This is a genomic window from Desulfobacula sp., assembly GCF_014237455.1.
Lineage (GTDB): Bacteria > Desulfobacterota > Desulfobacteria > Desulfobacterales > Desulfobacteraceae > Desulfobacula.
Genome location: NZ_JABZFL010000111.1, coordinates 56,149 through 80,226, shown reverse-complemented (window position 1 = coordinate 80,226; position 24,078 = coordinate 56,149). Strand labels below are relative to the sequence as shown.

Sequence of the window (24,078 nt, the reverse complement as noted above, 5' to 3'; positions counted from 1 at the left end):
TTAACGGCCGGGGCCATTATTTATAAGCTTTTAATCCAGTGGGTGAACCTGCTTTCTCCGGCAGGTTTCAATCCGAATTCTTCTCCTGCATGGAGTATGGAATCTATCATATCCCTTCCATATCCCCTTGAGCAGGTCAGAACAATGCCTGAGCTCTCACCCTCTTTGTTCAATGTCACAATCTGGCACGGCACATGGGAAAAAGGCCCCTGGAAGAAAAAGGGTGCTTTCCTTTGAGGATCAGTAAAATCAAGTGCTGTCAGTTTCTCGCAAATTAAAAATATCTCTTTTCCAAACAATGCCACACATACGGTGGATTCAGTCACATCTGTGTAATAGGACTCACCCGGCATGCTGACATCGTCCTGCCCGTCAAGATCAAACAATGATACCTGGGTACGGTTCATGCGGCTGGCAAGAATACCGTTTTCAAGAACACTATTACCGGGTGTTTCAGGAAGTTCAAGTTCAAACGATTTTTTGTCTGCAAGATTGGAATCCTGCAGATCAAACCTGGGGCGGTGGCTCAAATCAACCAGAAAGGGCCCATCACCTTCTTCCTTATACTCCATAACCACATCCCAGTTATCCCTTTTCTCAGTTTTTAAAGGACTGCTTTTAAATACAACCGGGGAAATTCTTTGTATCTCTTTCATGATTATTCCCTTACATTTTCATCCGTTTACCTTCAGGATCATAAAACGGCATGGCGACCACTTTTCCGTAAATCCGGTCATCACCGCACTCATCTTCATAAATCTCAAGCCGAGTACCGATCTTGGAAAGCTCAGCTTCAACCAGGGCCATGCCCACTGCCTCGTTTAAGGAAAAACTATCCCTGGCAGTACAGATATAACCTCTAACCTTGTCATCCACAACCAAGGCACCGTCTCTAGGAGCCCGTGAATTATTTTGTGTTTTAAACCCCACCAGTTTGAGACGGGTTTGATCGCCTTCGGCCTGGTGAAGCGCTACCGCACCAACAGTCTTTGCATCAGACTTTTTGCGGTCCCACAAAAACCCCAGGCCCACATCCAGAAGATTGGTTCTCTGCTCAGATTCCTGGCCCAGAATGATATGGCATTTTTCCATGCGAAGCACGTTCTGGGCTTCTACACCAAAATTTTGAATATTAAATTCTTTTCCTGCTTCCCTGAGCATGAGCCAGACAGACTTCATATATGAAGACGGCACATGCAGTTCATAGGAAAGCTCACCCACAAACCCTAGGCGCATGGCTCTGACTGGAACAGTATCCTGGATATCAAAGGTTTTGTATTCCGAGAATCCAAAGGCTTCATTGGAGAGATCAATATCCACTATCTTTTCAAGTACCTTTCTTGCATTGGGTCCGGACAGATTGATCACGCCCAGAGAATCAGTCAGGTTGACCAGGGCAAAATCCCATCCGTCATACCGGGCATGGTATCTGATCCATTCAACGGTCTGTCCCGCCCGGCCGCTTGACGTAGTGAAATAGTAGTCATTTTCTCCCTGCTTGACAACAATGCCGTCATCAATCACGCAGCCGTCATCATTGCACATGGCTGAATATTTGACCCTTCCCTGTTTTACCTTGGTCATGTCTGATACAAATACCCGCTGGAGTGCGTTTAATGCATCCGGGCCGTGAATCCTGAATTTTCCAAGAGTGGACCCGTCCAGCATCCCTACGTTGTTCCGAACATTTTCTATCTCTTTTCTGCATGTAAAGTCATTGGAAAAATAACGGGCTCTCTGCCACACGCCGATATTTCTGAAAACACCGCCATCTTTTTTCTGCATCTCATCCATGGGCGTTATTTTGAACATCTTATGATTGACGCCGGCATAGGTGGAGATCAATGTGGGGACCAGAGGGGGTCTCACATTGGTGGGTCTGATGGAAATATCCGACAGAGCCTGATATTTGGCGACATACAGGGGCAGGTTATGCCCGGGGATACCGCCCTGCCCAGGCCCTAATCCAGTAGCAGTAAACCGCTTAATCAGTTCGGGCACATCAAACCCCTTTTCAATGGCCTGTTTGATATTTTTAATGGTGGCGTCTTCATCAAAACAGATAAAACTCTTACGACCTTTAACAGGAGCGGTCACGAGCTTGCTTCCCCGAACCGGCCCGGGAAGGCTTTCCAAAGCTTTTTTTGCCTCGCCGATTTCCTGGATGGAACAATTTTCACAGTCAAAGGCAGCCTGTAAACCGGCAAGCTTCCCGGACGCTTCAATGGATAAGGGATCATTCAGCCCCAGGATACGCCCTGCGGCATGCATTTTTTCAGGCATTTTGTCCGGGAGAAAAAAACCTGTATGATTATCATACTTGAGGGTCCCTTGCGCCACGGTGATATGGCCGGTGACCGGGGTCATACCTGCCGATGCCACAATCAGATCACAGTCCAGGGTTTTAGAAACCTGGCCATCAAGGCTTGAAATGCTGATCTTTTTCACGATCTTTGCCCCATGGGCTTTTGTGGCCACCCATCCTTTAAGGAATGGAATTTTTTTATCCTCTATTTTTCTCAAAAGATCAGCATCCTGGCCGTCTTCCCTGATATCGGTAATGCAGGCTATGGTAAGGCCAAGGTCATGGAGTTCAAGGGCTGCTTCCAGTCCCAGGTCATGACCGATACTGAAAACTGCTTTTTTGCCGGGCAGCTGCCCATAGGTCTTGGCCATACGTAATGCACAGCCTATCTGCATGACACCAGGTCTTTCATTATGATCAAAGATCAGGGGCCTTTCAATACACCCGGCAGCAGCAACAACACTTTTAGCTCTTATTTCAAGATACCGCTCATCAAAGACATCCTCTTTTTTCCCAATCTGAAATCCAGTAACAAGATTGTTGTTATAGGTTCCCACAGCAGAAGTATGGGTAAACACCCTGATATTATCCTGTGCTGCAACTTCCTTTGCAAGGTCTTGGGCTCTTTCGTGGAGGTTCTGGCCGTCTTTATACTCCCCTGACCTGTATTCAAAAAATCCTCCCAGCCAGGGACGGGATTCCATGAGGATAACCCGCAACCCTTTTTGAGCTGCACAAAGAGCTGCCGTCATTCCCGAGGGCCCGCCACCGATTACACAGACATCCGTGTTCAGAAAAATCTCATCAAATTTGCCGGGCATTTCATAATCAGGACTGATTTTGCCCAGGCCTGCGGCTTTTCGGATCTGCTTCATTGCAATTGGCCAGACTTTAGCGGGCTTATGCATGACATTATAGTAAAACCCTGCCGGCATCATCCAGTCCATTTTGTCCAGAAAACCCAGGTAATCTTTTTCAGCCGAGCCTTTAACGTTCTGCTCTTTGATCACCATACCGTCTTTAAGCAAAGTGTTTTCACACCTGACATTGGGGATACCGTCCACTTCCATGCAGGTATTGCTGCATTCTCCATCAAGGCTGTAAAGCCCCCTTGGTCTGTGGTATTTCAAACTTCGCCCAAAAATTCTTACTTTGTTTGCAAAAAGAGCGCTGGCAACGGTGTCTCCTTCTACGCCATAATGTTTTTTCCCTTTATATATAAAGGCAAGTTTTTTCGTTGTGTCAATTTTCAATGTCGGCAAATGATTAAACCTGTTCATCATTTTTGCCCTCCTGATTTTGCCTTCTGAACTCTGTTTTCATCTTTGACTTCCTTCTCCAGATTTGTGGTCGTATCCCGGTGAATCTTAAACCATGATCCGCATCCGTCTTTGTGAAACCACCACTCCTCTTGTACACCTGCGACACACTTATTCATGTGTACATATTCGCACCAGGCTTCAGGAGTCAGATCTTTTTCATCAGGTCTGGGACCCTTTTCCTCTCCGCCGAATTTGAATTCATATCCGTTTCTTTTCCCGCAAATTGGACATGTGATAGTTAATGCCATTTTCTTTTCTCCTTATGTCTAATTGCCGGCTAATTATCAGGGCTGTAATTTACTAGCGCCGCAGTCTCACCCATGAGCCTGTGTTCTTGATATCGGTTCAGGGCAAAGGGTTTCAACATGTCAGGACATTGATCTGTTGCCATAAACTGGGCCATATATTTACCGACTGCAGAGCAGGACTTGAATCCAAAATACCCCCAGCCGCAGTCCATGAAAAATCCTTCGACTTGTTCGTTACCATCCATGATTGGTGCCATGTCAGGTGTCATATCTGCAAGCCCCCCCCAGATTCTCATAAAGCGGACCCCTCTCAAACAGGGCAGAAATTCAGACAGCGCTTCAGCCTGATGTTTGATGTAGTGAGCAGTATTCAATGTGGTGTAATTTGGCCATGGATCCATGTGGGCTCCGGTGGCAATCTCACCTTTCAGCGTCTGGTTGGCATAGCAATGGTATGCCCCTGATGAAACAACATGATCCAATACCGGCTTCAAGGGCTGGGTGACCATTGCCTGAATGGTCAAAACACTGATGGGCAGTTTGATTCCCATCATGTCATATATCAGGGCGGCAGAATACCCTCCGGCAGATATCAAAACCTGCTTGGTATTGATCTTCCCGCGGTTGGTGGTCACGGATGCAACCCTGCCGTTTTGGGTGCCAATATCCAGGGCTTCGGTCTGCTGATGGATCTCAACGCCCTTTTTGGCTGCGCCTCTTGCCAGCCCCCAGACCACGGCATCATGGCGGACAACACCGCCCGGCGGGTGAAACATTGCCCCGTGGATGGGAAAGGTAATATCCTCTGAGATATTCAGCGCAGGAACGAGCTCCTTAGCCTCTTTTGCATCAATAAGATGACTTTCCACCCCATGGAACTGGGCTGTGGCAATAGTCATTCTTGCCGCCTTCATGGCAGCCTCGCTGTGCATGAGGTTGAGATTCCCGCAATTGTTAAACATCAGGTTGTAATCCAGGTCCTTTGTCAGAACCGGCCAGAGATCAAGGGCTTCCTTATAAAGGGGGACATTATACTGTGTCCGCTGGTTGGCGCGGACAATTGCCGTATTCCGACCAGCACCGCCAAATCCGATATAGTTCTTCTCAATAATCGCGATATCGGTAATGCCATGCTCCTTTGCAAGAAAATATGCCGTTGCCAGGCTGTGAAGCCCACCTCCAATGATAACCATGTCATAGCTTGTTTTAAGCTTGGTCTTTTTTCCCCACATGGGTTTGCTTTTCAAAAACATTGGCCTTCTCTTAAAATTTAAGATTTATATTATTTTGCTCCCTGTCATTGCAAATACAATGCGAAAGAAATCCTGTCAAGAATTTTATTTTAAAATGATAGTTTTTCTTTCATAAATACTTGACAAGCTTTTCATCTTGTTATAAATTTTTCTTAAATTTAGAGACTTACAACAAAAAAAATGATTTAATTACTTTGACAATATATCATAAAAAAGACAATCTATTATGAATGATTCTTCAACACACCCTGTAATAAACGATATTTCAACCAAACTGGATTCCTTGACTCCCAAGGCCCAGACCCTTGGGACCTATATCATGCAAAACCCTTCCAAGGCAGTTTTCATGACCACAAAAGAACTGGCAGAAGCCTGTCAGATCAGCGAGGCCACGGTGGTCCGGTTTGTCAGCACCCTGGGATACAAAGGATATTCAGAGTTCCAGGAAGCGTTAAAGGATTTTGTTAACACAGGCCTTTCTCTTCCTGAAAGAGCTGCCATCAAAGGCATTAAAGAACCAGGGACAGACAGACTTCACCGAGGTATCTTAGAAGAACTGAACAACCTGAAATATTTATATGAAAACATTAACATTGATACCATGAACCAGTTTGTTGACCGCCTGGATAAGAGCCATACCGTCTATGTGGTCGGCTCAAGACTATCCTATACATTTGCTTATTATCTGGGCTGGTCTTTGACAAAAATCAGAAAAGGCGTTCACATCATGAAAGGCAGCGACAGCACATCCATGGATATGCTCACCAATGCCCATTCCAACTGCCTGGTAATTCTGATGGCCACCACCCGGTATCCCAACGAGCTGATCAAGTTGAGCAAAATGATCCGTCGCAGTGGACATACCTTATTAACCATGACGGACAGCAGCATCTGCCCGGTCATCCAGTTTGCGGACCTGTCCCTTGTGGTCCCGGCAAGGTCCATTCCGTTCATCGGCAATGTATCAGGCATGCTGGCAGTGATTCAGTTTATTGTCCAGGAACTGGCCAATAGAAAAGGAGAGGAACTGACCCGGTATCAAAAACAGCTGGAACAGGTTTATCTGGAAAACGATATCCTGTTTAACCTTGAACCCAAATAATTAAGAAAAGAGAGGAAAATATGCTACAAACTCAGGAGGAACTGCTCCATGTACTCACTCAGATCGGCGTTGAATACATAAACCATGAACACCCGGCAGTCTATACGGTTGAAGAAGCCAACCTGCACCATGCCGGCATAGACGGCGTCCATAGTAAAAACCTGTTCTTTAAAGATAAAAAGAAAAACCTGTTTTTGGTGGTCACCCTTTCTGACAAGCCTATTATAATCAAGGAAGTGGCAAAAAAAATCGGTGCCAAAAGCCCGTCCTTTGGAAAGCCGGATCTTTTAGCTGAAGTTTTAGGCGTCATTCCGGGTGCAGTGACTCCCTTTGCCGTTATCAATGATAAAAATCATGCTGTCAAAGTGATACTGGATGAAGAAATGATGGAGAACGAACTTCTCAATTTCCATCCCCTGGAAAATACGGCAACCACCACTATCGCTTCTAAAGATCTGGTAAAATTTATGGAATACTGCAACCAAGAGGTTGAAATCATCAAATTATAACAGATATAAAAAGGAAATGGCGGAGGACAGCATGTTCAGATTTTTTTCCAAACAAGAAAACAGGCTAGAAGACTTGATATACAAGTATCTTGAAAATTTTCAATTAATTTGTGAAAATTTTGAAAAGGCTGTCTTTTCATGTATTAGAGAACCCCTTTGTGAGGAATTTAATTTTCTCAAAGAACAGACCGATAAATACGAATCCAAAGCTGATGATATTATTGATGAGATAAACAACCTTATGTATAGCAAGGTATTAATACCTGACTCAAGGGAAGATATCATGAAACTTCTTCATGCCCTGGATAAAATTCCCGGTTACCTCGAAATCGTACTTTTCATGATTAAATACCAGAAGCTTGTCATCCCTGAAAAGTTTTTCAAAGACATTCAAGAGCTTATTAAAATCAGTCTGGAAGCCTGTGAAACCCTTTCAAAACAGGTGGTAGGGTTTATCAAAAAAGAAACAGGCACACGAAATTTTATGAATACCATTGATAAACACGAAAGCCATTGTGACTACATTGAAAAAAGACTGATACAAAAAACTTTTACTTCAAATATTGATCCTTTTGTTAAACTTCAGCTCAAAGAGTTGATTATTTGTATGGGCGATATCTCCGACCAGGCAGATCGAGTATCAAAAATGGTTAATATTTTAAGCATGAAGAGGATGGTTTAATGTATTCTCTTTTTGGCGGTATATTCTTAGGGTGGTCTCTGGGAGCCAATGATGCATCAAATATTTTCGGGACTGCGGTTTCATCCAGAATGATTAAATTTTGGACCGCTGCTTTGCTGGCATCAATCTTTGTAATTTTAGGCGCACTGATATCAGGCCAGGCAGGTATAGAGACCTTAAAAGGCTTAACTTCTTTTGATATTTCCCAGGCAGTTATATCTTCTATTGCAGCAGCGCTAACGGTTAGTGCCATGACTTTTTTAGGATTACCCGTATCCACATCCCAGGCGGTTGTCGGAGCTATTATCGGCATCGGTATAATAAACGGCCAGCTGAGCTTTACAGGTCTTGGTAAAGTACTTATCTGCTGGTTTACAACACCTGTCGGAGGAACATTAATCACAATAATTTTGTACAAGTTACTGGCTTTTGGTTATAACCATTTAAAAATCAGTTTGTTTCGCTCGGATCAATTGTTGAGAATGTGTCTTATTGTTTCAGGATCATATGGTGCGTATGCCCTTGGCGCCAATAATGTGGCCAATGTAACCGCCGTTTTTGTGGGCGCCGGAACCTTAAGCATCTTTGGAGCAGCACTTATCGGAGGCCTCAGCATTGCCTTTGGAATTCTTACATTCTCAAAGCCGGTAATGGAAACCATAGGGAAAAAGCTGGTATCGCTTGATCCTTTTTCAGCGCTGATGGTCTCAATGGCCGTTGGTATCACCATTCATATTTATACGATTATTGGTGTGCCGGTATCAAGTTCTCAGGCAGTAGTAGGGAGTGTTTTAGGTATTGGAATAATAAAAGGCGCAAGTACGGTCCGTGTTCAAACTTTAAAAAATATCCTTCTTGCCTGGTTTCTCACACCTCTTATTGCCTGTCTTATCGCTGTTCTCATTACTTTTGGATCTTACCTGGAATATACCGGGCATTGATTAAATAGCCCTACTCGCCAAGATAGGCTTCCCTGATTTTTGAATTGGACAACAACGCTTGGGCTTCATCTTCAAGGGTGATTTCGCCGGTTTCAACGACATAACCCCTTGATGCTGCCTGAAGTGCAAGATTAGCATTCTGCTCCACCAGCAGGATGGTGACACCTTCTTCCTTGTTAATTTGGGAAATGATATCAAAAATCTGTTGCACAATGATGGGGGCAAGCCCCAGGGACGGTTCATCCAGCAACAGAACCTTGGGTTTTGTCATAAGCGCTCTTGCTATGGCCAGCATCTGCTGTTCTCCGCCGGACAGGGTCCCGCCTTTCTGGCTTTTCCTTTCTCCCAGGATGGGAAACATCTCATAGGAATACTGGATATCTTTCATGATCTGATTGGTATCATCCCTGTAAAAGGCTCCTAGCCTTAGATTTTCCATAACAGTTAATCTTGGAAAAATCCGTCTTCCTTCAGGTACCTGGCAAAGTCCCATGGTGGGAAGTTTTTCCGGCGGGACTTTATTAATCACCTTTCCCTGGTAAAGGATTTCTCCTTTTTCAACTTTGACAATACCGCAGATGGTCATGAGGGTGGTGGATTTTCCGGCTCCATTGGCGCCGATAATGGCCACAATTTCTCCGGGCATGACCTTGAGGGATATACCTTTCAGGGCTTTGATGGATCCATATCCCGAGTGGACATTTTTCAATTCAAGAATCGGTTGAGTACTCATCTGTCTTTTAGCCCTCCTTTTCTTCAGATCGGGTTCCCACACGCTTGGCCGGTATCAGACCGGCAGGCCTGAAGAGCATCATGATAACCATGGTGGCACCAAAGATCAGCATTCGATAAGATTCAAACTCACGAAAAATTTCGGGCAGAGCAATCAAGGCGGCAACACCCAGGATAATCCCGGGAATGGACCCCATCCCGCCCAGAACCACCATACACAAAACCATGGCTGACTCAAGGAAGGTAAAACTTTCAGGGCTGACAAATCTCATCCTTGCAGCAAAGAAAGCACCGGCAAGTCCCGCAAATATGGCACCCATGGCATAGGCCAACAGCTTATAAATAAACGTATTAACTCCCATGAGTTCGGCTGCGGTCTCATCTTCCCGGATGGATTCCCAGGCACGGCCCACCCGTGAAAAATTCAGCCGTTGAACGCAGATGGCTGCCACAATGGCCAGACCCAATGCAAAATAATAAAAAAGCTGGAGTTTTTTCATCCAGAAATGCTCAAAAGTAAATCCGTTTTCAAATACCGGTAAAAAGATACCAATGGATTTAATCCCGAGGATCCCGTTGGGACCGTTGGTCAGCTCCATCCAGTTATTGAGAATAATCCGGATGATTTCCCCGAATCCCAGGGTAACAATGGCCAGATAGTCTCCCCTCATGCGGAGGGTGGGATATCCCACAATGCAGCCGGCAATGCATGCAGTTAAGGCTGACAGGGGCAGGCAGACCCAGAAGCCCAGGCCGTAAGTGGTATTAAGAATGGCATAAGTATAGGCGCCTACACCGTAAAATGCAATATATCCGAGATCCAGCATGCCAGCCAGGCCCACCACCACGTTGAGGCCAAGGCCAAGGCAGATATACAGCAGCACATTGATGGCCACATCAGTGCCGTACCGGCCTGTGAACTGGGGATAGATCAATGCAAATATCAGGACTGCAGTAATCCAGACCCAGGTGGGAAGGGCAGTGGAAGTGGTCTTAATATTACCCACAGCCCGGGATATTGGATCTGCAATAAATTTTAAGGACCCGCTGACCTTAATCAGATAGATTATAAGGCAAACAAAAGAGCCTGCCAGTATATAACGCCAGACTATAAATGTTGTCTGGAAAGTCATGGTGCCGTCGGGATGAACACCCAGCAAGGGCCAGAGCAGCCCTAAAAGCCAGAGCATTCCGATAGCATATGGTTTCCAAACTTTTTTAAACTCTTGTATCATCGATATTCTCGCCCATAATTCCAGTTGGTTTAAAATAAAGTACTGCGATTAAAATGATGAAAGCAAACACATCCTTGTACTCGCTTGAAATGTAGCCGGCACCGAATATTTCAACCATTCCAATAATCAGACCGCCCAGCATGGCGCCGGTAATATTTCCGATCCCACCCAAAACAGCAGCGGCAAAGGCCTTGATACCGGGGACAAATCCCATGTCATACCGAACAGACCCATAGTAAAGGCCATACATAATACCGGCGGCACAGGCAAGCCCCGCACCAATGGCAAAGGTCAGGGAGATGATCCTGTTGCTGCCGATGGCCACCAGGGCTGACATGGTCTTGTCCTGGGCCGTGGCCCGCATGGCCATGCCCACTTTGGTCTTAAAGACCAGCAGGTTGAGGCCCACCAGCAGGCAGGCGGTCAGGGAAACGATCATGATCTGGAGATAGGATATGGTTACCATGCCGAAATCAAATCTTCCCTGGAAGAGCTCACTGGGATAAACCGCATCATATACTCCCTGGGTGAGCATCAAACCGTTGGAAAGAAAAATGGACATACCCAGAGCAGACAAAAGGGCAGCCAGCCTGGACTCTTTTCGCAGGGGTTTATATGCTATTTTTTCAACCCCGACGGCCAGATAGGCACAATAGGCCATTGACATGGCAAAGGAAGCTGTCAAACAGATTATCGGATGCGTTTCCATATATCCAAGGCCGGAAAAATACCCCAAGGCAATGGCGCCCACATATCCGCCGGCGGCAAAAAATTCACCATGGGCAAAGTTGATAAGCTGGATCACACCGTATACCATAGTATACCCCAGTGCAATCAATGCATACATCCCGCCAAGGGTTATACCGTTAATCAACTGCTGAATAAAATATTCCATTTTATTTAATTTTCTTTACTTTACTTCGTGACGTAAACTATAAAGATACGGCCGGAATACAATGCCAGCCGCATCACATTTTACAGGACTACTTGATCAGACCGTTAACCGGTTCCCAATAGGGAACAAATTTACCATCAACGACTTTAAAGGCAATATAGGAAGATCCAGAATCCCCTTTAGGTCCGAATTTGATATGTTTTGCGACACCCTGGTAATCCAGTTTCATGAGTTCAGCCTTGATTTTGGCCGGTTCTGTGGAACCGGCTGCCTTGATCGCTTTCAAAAGAGCTGTGGTAGAGTCATAGGCATAGGTTGCATAGGCAGCAATCGCACCGTATTTGGGCACATATCTTTCCTCAAAGGCTTTGTATTCAGGCGTTGTGGGATCGGTAAACCCATAGGTCAGGTAAACACCTTCTGCTGCAGCTTTTGCAACCCCCATGTATTTGGGCTGGAAACAGGCATCCTGGGTAACAATCTGAGATTTCAAACCCAGACGTTTAGCCTGGAGTGTCATCATGGCGGCAGGAGAGTATCCCTGGAGAGACATGTAGAAAACATCGGCATTTTTCTGTTTTGCCATGGTTAAAATCGCAGAAAAGTCTTTGTCTCCCTGGTTGACATGCTCATGACCCAGGACTTTGACACCCAGTTTTTCAATGGCTATACGAACACCGTCTGCAAGACCCTGAGAATAGGTGGTTTTGTCATCCACAATAAAAATGGTTTTGGCTCCCAGCGATTCTTTGATAAATTTGGCAGCTGCAGGGGCCTGGTCATCGTCCCTTCCACACATCCTGAACATATATTCAAGACCACGATCCGTAACATCCTGATGGGTAGAAGCAGGCGTAATCATGGGAATACTTTCTTCATCCAGCACCTCAGATGATGGAATGGTTGAAGAAGAGCAATAGGCGCCTACCACACCGACAACCCCAAGGTTGAGCAGCTTGTTAGCTGCGGCAACAGCCTGTCTTGGGTCACAGGCTGTATCCTGGGGGAAAAATTCAATTTTGTCGTAACCCGGGATTCCACCCGCTTCTTCAAATACTTTAATGGCAGTCCAGACACCGTTTTTAATATCTGTTCCATCAGAGGCATAGGGGCCGGTTAAAGGGCTCATGGAACCGATTTTCAAAGTTTTCGCAGAAACAGTAGCAAACAGAAATGGAACCAGAATAAGGCCCATAGCCATAATTGATAAAACTCTCTTTTTCATATTTTTCTCCTAAAAATTATTGGTTAGCAGGCTGACCAAGATACGCCTCAATTACTTTGGGGTTATTCTGAATTTCATGAGAATCACCTTCAGCAATCTTAACACCATGATCAACACATACAATATGATCACACACACCCATCACAACTTTCATGTCATGTTCCACAAGAAGAACGTCAATTCCCAGTTCTGATATACGTGTAATGTCTTTCATTAACTCTGAGGATTCAGAGGGGTTCATTCCGGCAGCCGGCTCATCCAGCAGCAGTACTTTGGGTTCCGAGGCAATAGCCCGGGCAATCTCAAGCCGCCGCTGCAGACCGTATGGCAGACTGGATGCCACATCATCGGCATACTTTTCAACACCCATGAAGGTCAGGGCTTCCATGGCTTTTTCTTTTATAAAGACTTCTTCCCGCTTCTGGGACGGGGTTCTGAAGATGGCTCCCACAACCCCTTTGGAGGCCCGGCAGTGCCTGGCCACCATGGCATTTTCAACAGCAGTCATGGCGGAAAAAAGGCGGATATTCTGAAAGGTTCTGGCAATCCCTTTGTCAAAAATCACATAGGGACGTTTGCCAAGGATACTTTTCCCGTCAAAGATCACATCTCCTTCAGATGCCTGGTACACACCGGTAAGAACGTTAAAAACAGTGGTTTTCCCCGCACCATTCGGCCCGATCAGCCCGACAACCCCACCATTACCTATTGCAAAGCTCAAATTGGATATTGCTAAAAGTCCGCCAAACCTTACAGTAACATTTTTTAATTCTAGTTGTGCCATACAGATCTCTTAACCCATTAATTTTTTTAACACCCGCAAACAGCTTTAAAAGCCCTTCCATTGCCTGATTTTAGTTTTCTGTAGCCCATATGCTATATGTTGTCAATCAAAAAAAGCCCCGGTTTATATAATGATTGCCATAAATCCGAAACTGGTAAAGCGATAAAAATTTGAAATGGTCCAACCATATGAAACACGGTTTTCATTTTCAGCAGCGTATCATTCTCTGATTTTATTCTCTTTCAGCTCAAGATACCAGTTCTCCTTCCCATAAAGTTCCTCCATGCAGCCAGGACACAGGCTATGGCTGAACAGAGCTGTAGAATGCTGTTGAAAATAGCTTTCAAGCTGGTTCCAGTATCCCTTGTCATCCCGGATTTTTTTACAGTTTGAACAAATGGGGATAAGTCCGCCAAGGGTCTTTACATCCTTGAGGGCTTTATTCAGTTTCTTAATCAGCCCTTCTCTTTCAAATTCCGCCTCTTTCCGTTCGGTAATATCTTTATTGGTCCCCGTACGCCTGGCCGGATTCCCATTTTCATCCCATTGGGAAACCCTGCCGCGACCAAGAATCCATTTGTATTTTCCGTTCTTGGTTCTTAAGCGAAATTCCAGGGACCAACTCTTTTTCTGACGAATTTGCTCATCCACATAGGCGATATTTTTTTCCCTGTCCTCAGGATGGAGCAAATTTTTCCAGGTTTCTCTGGTGGCAGGCAGTTCATAGGGTTCATATCCAAGCATGGTATAATACCGCGGGCTGAAATAGGTTTCATTCCTTTGGTAATCAAAATCAAAAATGCCGTCATTCACCGCTTCAATGGCCAGGCGAAGTCTTTCTTCCGAAAGTTTTATGCTTGAAAGCTCATTTTTTAATTCTTGTATATGAAATTCAAGATCTTCATATGTGGGTTTTTGATCCATAGCACTTTTCCAAAAAAATATATTAACTATCTTACTTAAAAACCATGAAGTATGGTTCTTGAAACATCACAGGCCTTTGACACACCCGTCAACACCATTGCCTGTTCAAGTTCTGTCCTGATTTTATCAATATAGAGTTCCACGCCTTCTTGAAGACCGCCAACAGCAGCAACAGAAAAGGGACGTCCTATCATAACAGCATCGGCGCCAAGTGCAAGCAGTTTTAACACATCTCCACCCGTTCTCACCCCGCCATCGGCAAAAACGGTTATCTTTCCTTTAACGGCATCAGATATATCCGGAAGCACAGTGGCAGCACCCGGTGTGAAATCTAGAACTCTTCCGCCATGGTTTGACACCACAATAGCATCCGCACCGGCATCAACTGCAAACAGGGCATCATCAATGGTCATAACACCTTTCAGGATAAATTTGGCTGAAACGCTTTTAACGATCTGTCCCAATTTTTCGACTGTTTTAGGCGAGACCGGCCGACCCATTTTCTTTAAAGTAATCAGTCCTGCCGCATCAATATCCATCCCCATGATATCGGCACCGCTTTCTTTCACCTTATCCAGCTTTTCAAAAAGTTCCTCATCCGCCCAGGGCTTGACAAACGGAATACCGTGGCCATCAGCCTCTTTGATAACACTCAATCCGGTTTCATGAATAAAATCCGGCACACCGTCGCCTGTACACCCGATAATCCCTTTTTCCCGGCACCCGAAAATAATGGATTTTATATAGGCTTCTTCAGAGATACCACCGCCCATATTAAAGGACACACCACCAATGGGTGCCGCAAGAACAGGAATCGAAAATTCTTTTCCCAAAACAGAAACCATGGTATCGGGCTCAACCACATCATGAACCAGGCGCATATTAAAATTAATCCTTTTTAAAGCATTAATATTTGCCTTGAATGAGGATGCCGTCCCAAGTCCTCCCATGCCAGGGACTTCACCGGCACAGGCATTCCCATTGCATTCTTTGCATACCCTGCAATAGCCTTTCATTAAATCCTTTGCAGTTTCATATATCTTATGCATAATATTTTCTCCTTATCATCACATCAAAACCACATAGATTATATTTATTTCTTTAATCGGATATCATATTGATCTGGCGATTTCTTCGGCTTCACTGATGCAGTACATCAAATGCCTTGGAGATTTTGCATCACCAATCAAATGAAACTTTGCTTTGACCTTTTTCTCAAATTTTTTAGCATCCCGGATAGAACTCTGCTTTTCCGAAATCACCACTGATTCAAAACCGGTTAATGTCCTTTCATCTCCATTGGCTTTAAAGACAACCCCGTCATCTGCAAATAGTTTAACCGACACATTTTTATACAGGGAGACATTTCCATTTTTCAGCCGTTCCCTCAAGTAATACCGATCATTGCTGGACATTTCCTCTGCAAAGCTCTTTTTGCGATTCAAAACAACAACCTGTTTTCCCTGCTCTGCCAGAAAATCAGCTGTGATCAAACCCGTCATGCCCCCACCCAGTACGATAACGTTCTTTCCGACCTGCTCTTTACCACTGATCACATCAACATTGGTCACCAGATCCATTTTTGTTTGAAAAAGCCCTTTAATCACCGGCATATCCGGCATTGACCCCGTGGCAAGAATCACCTTGTCAGGGTTGATTTCATTGATCAGATCCAATGAAAGCTCTGTGCCATACCGAATCTCAACATCAAGTCTGTCCATTTCCTGTCTGAAAAAATCCAGGATATCATTAAGTTCCCCGCGGCCGGGCGCTTTTGATGCAAGGGACAACAAGCCACCTGGATCTTGTTTTTTTTCACAGACAATGGTCCGGTGGCCTTGAAGTGCAAACTGCCGTGCCGCTGCCATCCCGGCAGGTCCCGCACCTGTGATAAGTATTTTTAAGAATTTCTCAGGTATTTTTTCATCCTTGAGTTTATATTCCCTTCCCACGTCAGGATTAACGACGCAGGAGCCGGGCTCCTTGGCAAGTACGGCGTGAATACACCCGAGACAGCAGCCAACGCAGGGTCGAATCTGTGAAAAATCCCCCTTCCTGACTTTTTCAGGATAATAGGGATCTGCAAGGACAGACCTTCCCAGGGCCACCATGTCGGCCTTTCCCTCTTTGATAATCTGATCGGCATGGTCCGGATATTTAATCCGGCCCACGGTAATCACGGGAATGCTGACGTGTTTTTTGACTTCTTCCGCCAAATGGACAAAACAGCCATGCGGGGTATACATGGAAGGAATGGTTAACTCTGTGGATCCGTAAACCCCGCCTGAAACATGAAGGTATACAACACCGGCTTTTTCAAGCTCAGGTGCAATTCTTACCGTATCTTTAAGTTCCCATCCGTTTTCGATATAATCGTTTCCATTGATTCGTATTCCGATGGGAAAGTCTTTGCCTGTCTTTGCCTGGATGTCCTCTATGATTTCAAACAAAAACCGTGTTCTGTTTTCAAAAGCTCCCCCATATTCATCCGTCCTGATATTACAATTGGGTGCCATGAACTGGTTGATCAAGTATCCGTGAGCGCCATGAAGCTCAACAAAATCAAACCCTGCTTCCCGGCATCGCCTGGCTGAATCTCCAAAGCAGGAGACCAGCTCTTTTATTTCATCGATTTCCAATGCTCTGACTTCGCCCTTCACAACGGCAGGCGCGGGTATGGGAGAAGGGGCCACTTTTTCAGGAAGATAGGACTGACGTCCGCCATGCATGAGCTGCACCCCGAAAAGGGTGTTATGCGGCTTTACCCTTTGAACCATTTTTTTAAGGGCCGGGATACAAGTATCATTATACATCTGGGGAAGATCAGGCAGCTCCTGTCCTCCGGGGTGGACGCTTCCGCCCCCCACCAGCATCATGCCAACCCCGCCTTTTGCTCTTTCTACAAAATACTCAATTAATTGATCGGTCACACAGCAGTTTTCGTCCACACCAAAATTTATACTCATGGCAGACATTAAAAGTCTGTTTTTTGAGGTCATATTGCCGATCCGGATCGGCCTGAAAAGATTTGATAGCATGCGATAGAATTCCTTTTGAATTATCAGTCAACAAGTTTTAGGTCCAGCGGTTAATATATGCGAATTTTCCATCCGGATACAAGTTTTTTATTAAAAATTCAATAAATCTTTTGCAAAAACAACCGGCCCTTTATCTCGCAGTTATTTTTTGGAAATCTCATTTAAAACGGATTCAATCAATTCTTCAAAATTTGACATGGCTTTTTTCTCCTTGATAAACAAGCGACCGGTCACAACTTTAAAAAACTTTGCGCAAATATTTCTCTGGCTTGTGGTAAACCCTGTGGAATATCCTTTCTTTTTGCTCTTAATTTTCTCAGGCTGATCCTGCAAATCCCTTCGGCCATGGGGTCTGTTGATGATATGGGAATAGTAAATCAACGCCCGATCAATCAGGATATAAAGGAATTGAAGGTTTTTATTGGGGCCCAGTTGGAGCTTGTCCCCGCCGAGCCGGATACCGGCTGTTTTCTTTTTCGCCATCTTTTTCCCACCGAACAAGGCGGAGCCTGCCCCTATGATCCCTCCTATGGCGGTAAAGACACCAAAGGTAATTCCTGCGGCAGCTGTATCAATCACAGCCCCCATGGTGCCGCCAATGACAGCACCTGCTGCTGCCAGCTGTTCCTTTGTCAGGCCAAGGAGCTCCCAGGTCTGTTTTGAAAACAGATCGTGCTTAAGGATTGAATAGTCCGACAGATGATACTCAAAAAGATGATGCTTAAACAAGGCCCTGATCTTTTTGAACATCTGTTTCTCTGTTTCCTTGATATGGGCCTGGTATTTTTTATTGAGCCTTTCTTTGATCTCTTCCTGATCAGAAGATGGTGTGATGGTTTCAGACACAAAAAATGAAAGGCTTTTCTCAATGGCTTGAACCATTAAGGCTGTCACCAGCCGATTTCTTTTTTGCCAATCTTTTTTAAACACCAGGATAACATAGGAAAGCACAGATTCCCATTCCTGGTCAATGGCTTTAAGGCTTTCGAGCATCTTAATGCGTTCCGTAAAATTGGCAGTGTTTGAATTAAACAGACGAATGGAATTAAAATGCTTTCTAAACTCAAGTTGCCAGTCCGAAGTATAATCTTTCTTTTCTGTTTTGGAATTAATAATGGCCATTCTCGCACGTCCCGTGAGCCTTAAAATTTCCATTTCCGCCAGATCGTCATCTCTTACCGGCCGGGAACCATCTACCACATAAATAATACCCGATCCCCTGGCCACAGGGCTTAAAAGTTCACACTCATCAGCAAAAAAAGGATCCTTTTTAAACGTATCGATAAACCGGTTAACGATTTTGGCCGGATCGCCATCAAATGCTTTAAACCAGGCAAGGGTCTGCCGAGGCACCTGAAACCCGGGTGTATCCACAAACCGAATGATGTCTTCCCCGTCAATTTTTACGGTATATCGCCTTGATACGGTCGTTTCCCCGGGAATACAGCTGACCCTTATCCGGTCGTCTTCGGTCAGGGTGGAGACCACGGAAGACTTTCCTTCATTGGGATGGCCCAGCACGGCAAATTCCGGTATCATAGCTAAATAAACCTTTTCGCCAGAATATCGGGATTTTCAAGTGCAACTATTGCTTTTTCCCAGACATCATAATTAATATCATTGTTACCCACTGCAAGATCTTCCTGCCCGGCATCCCGGGTTAACAATACCCACAGTGGCTTGCCTTCCGGCATGGCTGCCTTTATCTGTGTAATATAATGGAGTACTCCTCTTATGGGCGGCTGCCAGACTTCATGGAGCAGGATCATCTGATCCGCATCACTGACGTTTATCTGACGGACAGCATCTGTATCCTGTTCATAATCAAAGCTGACCCCGATCATCTCTTTCACATCAAAAAATAAGTGCTGTTCAATCCCTTGGATGATTTTTTTAATTATTTTTTCAGAGTAGATCCTTTTTGAGGCAAGGATCAACGCCTTTTGACCTAAAATGTCAGGGTCGGGTTTAAAGGTTGACGTTTCTTTCATCTCCCTGTCATGAAGAAGGATCGAGTTCTTTTCAATTGCTTTGCTCACTGGAGCTTCATTGGCGTTAATATCCAGAACAGGTGATTGCATCCTGATAATTAACTGCCTGAACCTGGGCCTGTCAAAGTTAAAACTCTTTAAGGCTCGTCTTTGGGCCAGCACCCCGGCAACGATAAGAATCCCTCTTGGAATAGCCGCATAAAACAAAATTCCCAGGCAGATGAACGGCCACCAGGATACCAGATCCTGTGTTGCCAGAACAGAGATACCGTCTTTTAAAATAATCCGGCTTCCTTCTATTTGCTCAAGACTCGGATGGACAAGGGAATCCGGAAGAAACCAGGACCAGGGCAGGGCTATAATTGAAACCAGATCATGGACCTTCGCACTTGTCGCCATAAGCGTGGACTGCCACCCAAAGGCCATGTCGCTGACAACGACCCTGAAAAATGTTCCGCCAAGAGCGCCTGCTGAGAAACTAAAGGCAAACACAGATGTCAGAAGAAAAAACGGCCAGAAGAAAAGTGCCTTATACTCCCTGTTCTTCATCCGAATAAGAGATGAGGTGTATTCCATGGCATCAAGATTTTTTTTAAAACTGCCCCCGCCTGCTTTTTTCAGAATGTTGGGCAATACATTAAAAAACAAAGATGACAGCAGCGTATGAACGATTGAACTGCGAAACCGGTTTTTGCTGTTTCCCGTTCCTATTGTCTTTCGCACCACCAGTATCAGGGTGAAAAGTACCAATATCACCTGTAAGACAACAAATAAAGCCATAAAAATTGTCACATTGATTGGACGGGCTCCATGGTAGGCAAGAAATGAATATGCCAGGGATATTCCTGTAATACCCCCTAAAAAAACCATGGCATAGGCCATCCAGGTGTAAAGGGAAGAAAAAATTCTGCCCGGCAGCAGGGTCAATCTCTTTTTATCCGCATCTTGAAAAAATTCCTCTTTCCTGAAAGCCAGCCATGAAAACAAAAGGGTTTTCTCGGTTTGAAACCCGCTCTTACATTGATTGTAAATCTTGCGATCCTTGATTGCCCTCGACTGAATATCTTCCTGAAAATCAAGAGTATCATCCATGCTGATGAGATAATCCAGATCAATGATATCTTTTAATTTTATTCTCATGATTTATTTTTAACAGATCACACCATTTTTCACAATTGATCTTGAAAAGTCATCCAGAAGTTTTGACTTCAGACTCCAGCGATGCCAGTAAAGCTTAACACCGATATGACAGGATGGTAGAATATCAACAAGGAGACCGGATCTGATATGCTCAAGCCCCTGAAGATCGGGTATCATTCCATAAGCCAGTCCGTCCATGATCATCCGGGCAAATTTTTCCGATGACGGCAGGAGCGATTTTCACACTTTGTTCATCAACCCCTCGCGGGAAATACTGTTTGATAAAGTTCTTTGTGGCTGCCAGACGATAATTCATGGTCCCGATGGCTGTGACACGGCACCCCTGCACAGATAATTTTTCAGAACTGATACAGCCTGAAACCTCCCCGTTTCTAAGCATTTTATGGGTTTCATCCTGATCATCCACCTTTAAATCCAACAGGACTTTATGATCTTTTAAGAACCTGCCGATGGCAGGAAAAAACCAGGTGGCAAGACTATCGGCATTTATACCGATGGGAAAGACCTGAAAGTTTTTTCCTTCTTTTGTTTCCATGGTCCTTTCAAGATCAGTCTCAAGGCTTTTCACCTGCATATAATGTTTTAACAGCCGTTTGCCATCCCGGGTTGCCTGTGGCGGAATCATCCGGGTGACCAGGACCTGTCCAACCTGGTCTTCCAATAATTTTATACGCTGGGATACGGCTGACTGGGTAATGTGCAATTTCCGGGAGGCTTTATCAAACCCCTGCTCATGGACCACACAGGCCAGTGCTTCTAAAAGCTTATAGTCAAACATATTGTACTATTAGCATAACTAATAATATAAAAAAATAATTAATCCTGTTTAAAACAGTTCAGGATTTAATATCCGGGTGTCTGATCTTCTTGTAACAGGATTCTGAATGATAAATGGCTACCATAGAATTATGACCGGTGACCCGATCTTTTACAGCCCTTTAACTCATCATTTTTTTCAATCTTTTCAAAGACTTGACATATGCCCTGATTCTAATACAATAGAAACAGAAATATCTTCTATAGGCAATTTTCAGAGCTGCGTACATTTAAACATCAAAGTATAAAGGCTTTTATTTAAACCATGAGCCATAAGAATGATATCATGGAAGAAAAGCAGATTCTGGCCTCATTTATTTCAAAACTGCCGGAGGCCATCATTATTTGTGATTCCGACGGTGCCATCCTGTTGTACGACAGCCAGTCAGAATCATATCTTCTGCCTGACAACAGCGCCCCTGCCATCGCTGCCCCCATGACAGGTAAACCCATTACTTCATTCATTGACAAAAACCTTATTGAACATGCCCTGGACGAAATCAATGAACAATTAAAGCAACATGTCACTAACAGGGTCTCAACCTTTATTTTACAAAAGAACAACTTGGTATTACAGGTCCAGATTGTGCCGGTATTAAATCATATCGGTAGATTTTCCGGGTTTGTGCTGATACTTGATAATATCACCCGGCAAAGTCAGGGCGAAAAAAGGGTGGAGTCCCTTTTAAAAACCTTATCAAAAAATGCCAGATCACCAATGGCCAGTATCAGGACTGCCATTGAAGCGATGAAAGAATTTCCCCACATGGATGAAAAAAAACAACGCCAGTTTATAGACATCATCCATGAGGAATCCATTGTTCTCAGTGATATCCTCAACAGGGTATCAGATGAATATACAGGCCTGATTAATGTTAATAGATCCTTAAAACCTTTGTTCATCAGGGATCTTATACAAACTATTTCAAGACGGTCCCAAGACAAACTTGGTATCCTGTGCCATATAAAAGAGGGTTCTGATGCTGAACAGATTTCAATCAAAGCAGATCCTTACTCGTTTATCAGTGCAGTGCTCTTTGTATTGGACCGGCTGAAAATCGAAACAGGACTGACGGAATTTCATTTTTTGTTTCATATGAAAAATCAGATTGTTTTTCTTGATATCTGCTGGAAGGGAGAGTCCATAAGTCCGAAATTGATTAAACAATGGGACTCCCAGAATATTGACACCCAAAACCAATTCTCAAATATCTGTTTAAAGGATGTCCTCGAGCAACACCAAAGCGCCCTCTGGACTTATTCAGAACACAATGACTTTGACAATATGCCCTATTTAAGATTTTTGATCCCGGCTGATGACTATTCAGCTTCAGAATCCTTTGAGCCGGTTTCTGTTTTACCGGAAAGCCGGATTCAAATCAGAGATATAGAACTTTTTGATCATTCCGATCAGACCCTGGAACTGGACGACCGGTTATTGACTGAACTTTCCTACACTTCACTTATTCGTGAAATTAACCAGGCCACAAAGGTTGAGGAAATTATTGGCAAGCACAGTCAATTACCAAGACTGATCCACAGTATGCTCACCAGCGGAACCAAAATCAGAACTGTAACATGGCTGGTAACGGCACTTTCCGATGCGATTTTAAACAAATTACTGACATTTGCAACTGCCAAACTTGGGGACCCCCCTGTGCCTTTTGCATTTATCACACTGGGCAGTGAAGGAAGAAAAGAGCAGACCCTGAAAACAGATCAGGATAATGCCATTATTTTCAAAGATCCGAATGAAGGGCAGGCAAGCAAAAATCTTCAGCCCTATTTTCTGAAGCTTGGAGAAAAAGTCTGCACCTGGCTTGATCAGTCAGGGTTTGATTTTTGTCAGGGAGGCATTATGGCAAAAAACCCAAAATGGTGCCAGCCCCTTTCAATATGGAAAGAATATTTTTCCTCCTGGATACATGCAGCATCGCCTGAAGATCTGCTCCATACCAGCATTTTTTTTGATTTCAGATTTGCTTATGGGGACAGACAGATCTCCGATGACCTCAGCGCCCATTTACTTAAAAGTCTATCCGGATGGGCAGGTTTCTTCCGAAATATGGCAGTAAATGCCGTATATTTTAAACCCCCTATCGGGCTGTTCGGAAATTTTCTGGTGAATTCCAAAGGGCCGCACAAGCACTGCTTTGATATCAAAATGGCCAGCATCCCTATTGTGGACTTTGCAAGAATTTATTCCCTGAAACACGAAATCAAAGAAACCTCTACCCAGGCCAGGCTGTATCAACTATACATAAAAAAAATCTTATCCCGCCATGAATATAACGAATTGGAGCAGGCCTATAGTTTCAACATGCAGATAAGATTTATGGGACAAATCCAGGCAATTCTCGGTCAAAATATGAAGGCACACAATTTTATTAATCCCAAACAACTCTCCTCCATTGAAAAACGAATGCTCAAAGAAATATTAAAAAAAATAAAGGCCATACAGGCAAAATTGAGCATTGACTTTATCGGTGCCACAGACCAGCAGATTTCTTAAGAAAGAAACAATTTGTTATGTGTCTGTCAGTAATTCTTTAATTTTGCTAACCACATAGTCTGTGGCAAAGGGCTTGGTGATGTAATCATCCGCAGCAAGACCCATGCCTTTTGCAATATCAATGGAACGGGCCATGGCAGATAAAAAAACGATTTTGATTTGATTGAATTTTTTTTCCTGCCGAATTTTCTGGCACACTTCATATCCATCCATCCCCGGCAACATAATATCCAGTAAGATCAGATCCGGCTTCCAGCTTGATATCAACTCCAGAGCTTTTTCTCCGGTCTCAGCAGTCTGAACGTCGTAATTATTCTGCTTCATCAAAAATTCTAAAGGTATGATAATATTGGGTTCATCATCAACGATCAATATCTTTTTCTTCATTTTTCCCCCTTTATCT

General features: G+C 44.3%; 22 protein-coding genes. 5 read left to right on the top strand and 17 right to left on the bottom strand.

Annotated features, from left to right (window positions below):
• Positions 1-20 precede the first annotated feature (20 nt).
• From HGJ91_RS16185 to HGJ91_RS16170, 4 genes are read right to left on the bottom strand one after another with little or no spacing between them, the layout of a single operon-like run.
• Positions 21-656: a sarcosine oxidase subunit gamma SoxG gene (locus HGJ91_RS16185; RefSeq protein WP_291348883.1), complete on the bottom strand. Its 636-nt coding sequence runs from the start codon at positions 654-656 to the stop codon at positions 21-23.
• Between the two features lie 10 nt (positions 657-666).
• On the bottom strand, positions 667-3,588 hold the full coding sequence (locus HGJ91_RS16180; RefSeq protein ID WP_291348882.1) for a 2Fe-2S iron-sulfur cluster-binding protein: 2,922 nt from the start codon (positions 3,586-3,588) through the stop codon (positions 667-669).
• Positions 3,585-3,875, bottom strand: a complete 291-nt coding sequence (locus HGJ91_RS16175) for a sarcosine oxidase subunit delta (protein ID WP_291348881.1) — start codon at positions 3,873-3,875, stop codon at positions 3,585-3,587. Before HGJ91_RS16175 ends, HGJ91_RS16180 begins: the two co-directional genes overlap by 4 nt.
• A gap of 29 nt (positions 3,876-3,904) precedes the next feature.
• Positions 3,905-5,128: an FAD-binding oxidoreductase gene (locus HGJ91_RS16170; protein WP_291348880.1), complete on the bottom strand. Its 1,224-nt coding sequence runs from the start codon at positions 5,126-5,128 to the stop codon at positions 3,905-3,907.
• 226 nt (positions 5,129-5,354) lie between these two features.
• On the opposite strand from HGJ91_RS16170, the gene HGJ91_RS16165 reads away from it, so the two are divergent.
• The 4 genes from HGJ91_RS16165 to HGJ91_RS16150 are packed head-to-tail and all read left to right on the top strand — an operon-like array spanning position 5,355 to position 8,362.
• Positions 5,355-6,230: a MurR/RpiR family transcriptional regulator gene (locus tag HGJ91_RS16165; RefSeq protein WP_291348879.1), complete on the top strand. Its 876-nt coding sequence runs from the start codon at positions 5,355-5,357 to the stop codon at positions 6,228-6,230.
• Between the two features lie 20 nt (positions 6,231-6,250).
• A complete protein-coding gene (locus HGJ91_RS16160) occupies positions 6,251-6,739 on the top strand; it encodes a prolyl-tRNA synthetase associated domain-containing protein (protein WP_291348878.1) in 489 nt (162 codons plus the stop codon).
• A 31-nt stretch (positions 6,740-6,770) separates the two neighbouring features.
• Positions 6,771-7,421 (top strand): DUF47 domain-containing protein, encoded by a 651-nt coding sequence (locus tag HGJ91_RS16155; protein ID WP_291348877.1) that lies wholly within the window; start codon positions 6,771-6,773, stop codon positions 7,419-7,421.
• On the top strand, positions 7,421-8,362 hold the full coding sequence (locus HGJ91_RS16150; protein WP_291348876.1) for an inorganic phosphate transporter: 942 nt from the start codon (positions 7,421-7,423) through the stop codon (positions 8,360-8,362). Before HGJ91_RS16155 ends, HGJ91_RS16150 begins: the two co-directional genes overlap by 1 nt.
• A gap of 10 nt (positions 8,363-8,372) precedes the next feature.
• Here HGJ91_RS16150 and HGJ91_RS16145 read toward each other — a convergent pair whose 3' ends face one another.
• The 12 genes from HGJ91_RS16145 to HGJ91_RS16090 form a co-directional block, all read right to left on the bottom strand.
• Positions 8,373-9,095, bottom strand: a complete 723-nt coding sequence (locus HGJ91_RS16145) for an ABC transporter ATP-binding protein (RefSeq protein ID WP_291348875.1) — start codon at positions 9,093-9,095, stop codon at positions 8,373-8,375.
• 7 nt (positions 9,096-9,102) lie between these two features.
• Positions 9,103-10,329 (bottom strand): high-affinity branched-chain amino acid ABC transporter permease LivM, encoded by a 1,227-nt coding sequence (gene livM / locus HGJ91_RS16140; RefSeq protein WP_291348874.1) that lies wholly within the window; start codon positions 10,327-10,329, stop codon positions 9,103-9,105.
• Positions 10,313-11,224: a branched-chain amino acid ABC transporter permease gene (locus HGJ91_RS16135; RefSeq protein WP_291348873.1), complete on the bottom strand. Its 912-nt coding sequence runs from the start codon at positions 11,222-11,224 to the stop codon at positions 10,313-10,315. The genes livM and HGJ91_RS16135 overlap by 17 nt, the downstream gene beginning before the upstream one ends.
• A gap of 88 nt (positions 11,225-11,312) precedes the next feature.
• Positions 11,313-12,449: a branched-chain amino acid ABC transporter substrate-binding protein gene (locus tag HGJ91_RS16130; protein ID WP_291348872.1), complete on the bottom strand. Its 1,137-nt coding sequence runs from the start codon at positions 12,447-12,449 to the stop codon at positions 11,313-11,315.
• Positions 12,450-12,465: 16 nt separating this feature from the next.
• On the bottom strand, positions 12,466-13,233 hold the full coding sequence (locus tag HGJ91_RS16125) for an ABC transporter ATP-binding protein (RefSeq protein ID WP_291348871.1): 768 nt from the start codon (positions 13,231-13,233) through the stop codon (positions 12,466-12,468).
• 219 nt (positions 13,234-13,452) lie between these two features.
• Complete coding sequence (locus tag HGJ91_RS16120) at positions 13,453-14,157, bottom strand: PAS domain-containing protein (RefSeq protein WP_291348870.1); 705 nt, start codon at positions 14,155-14,157, stop codon at positions 13,453-13,455.
• 35 nt (positions 14,158-14,192) lie between these two features.
• Positions 14,193-15,206: an alpha-hydroxy-acid oxidizing protein gene (locus tag HGJ91_RS16115; RefSeq protein ID WP_291348869.1), complete on the bottom strand. Its 1,014-nt coding sequence runs from the start codon at positions 15,204-15,206 to the stop codon at positions 14,193-14,195.
• A 63-nt stretch (positions 15,207-15,269) separates the two neighbouring features.
• Complete coding sequence (locus HGJ91_RS16110) at positions 15,270-17,195, bottom strand: FAD-dependent oxidoreductase (protein WP_291348868.1); 1,926 nt, start codon at positions 17,193-17,195, stop codon at positions 15,270-15,272.
• A 141-nt stretch (positions 17,196-17,336) separates the two neighbouring features.
• On the bottom strand, positions 17,337-18,734 hold the full coding sequence (locus tag HGJ91_RS16105; protein ID WP_291348867.1) for a DUF3482 domain-containing protein: 1,398 nt from the start codon (positions 18,732-18,734) through the stop codon (positions 17,337-17,339).
• Positions 18,735-18,736: 2 nt separating this feature from the next.
• Positions 18,737-20,326, bottom strand: coding sequence for a DUF2868 domain-containing protein (locus HGJ91_RS16100; RefSeq protein ID WP_291348866.1), 1,590 nt, complete (start codon positions 20,324-20,326; stop codon positions 18,737-18,739).
• A 9-nt stretch (positions 20,327-20,335) separates the two neighbouring features.
• Positions 20,336-20,503: a hypothetical protein gene (locus HGJ91_RS16095; RefSeq protein WP_291348865.1), complete on the bottom strand. Its 168-nt coding sequence runs from the start codon at positions 20,501-20,503 to the stop codon at positions 20,336-20,338.
• Positions 20,478-21,125 (bottom strand): ArgP/LysG family DNA-binding transcriptional regulator, encoded by a 648-nt coding sequence (locus tag HGJ91_RS16090; protein WP_291348864.1) that lies wholly within the window; start codon positions 21,123-21,125, stop codon positions 20,478-20,480. The genes HGJ91_RS16095 and HGJ91_RS16090 overlap by 26 nt, the downstream gene beginning before the upstream one ends.
• A gap of 303 nt (positions 21,126-21,428) precedes the next feature.
• On the opposite strand from HGJ91_RS16090, the gene HGJ91_RS16085 reads away from it, so the two are divergent.
• Positions 21,429-23,675: a DUF294 nucleotidyltransferase-like domain-containing protein gene (locus HGJ91_RS16085; protein WP_291348863.1), complete on the top strand. Its 2,247-nt coding sequence runs from the start codon at positions 21,429-21,431 to the stop codon at positions 23,673-23,675.
• Positions 23,676-23,690: 15 nt separating this feature from the next.
• Here HGJ91_RS16085 and HGJ91_RS16080 read toward each other — a convergent pair whose 3' ends face one another.
• Positions 23,691-24,062 (bottom strand): response regulator, encoded by a 372-nt coding sequence (locus HGJ91_RS16080; protein WP_291348862.1) that lies wholly within the window; start codon positions 24,060-24,062, stop codon positions 23,691-23,693.
• Positions 24,063-24,078: the final 16 nt, after the last annotated feature.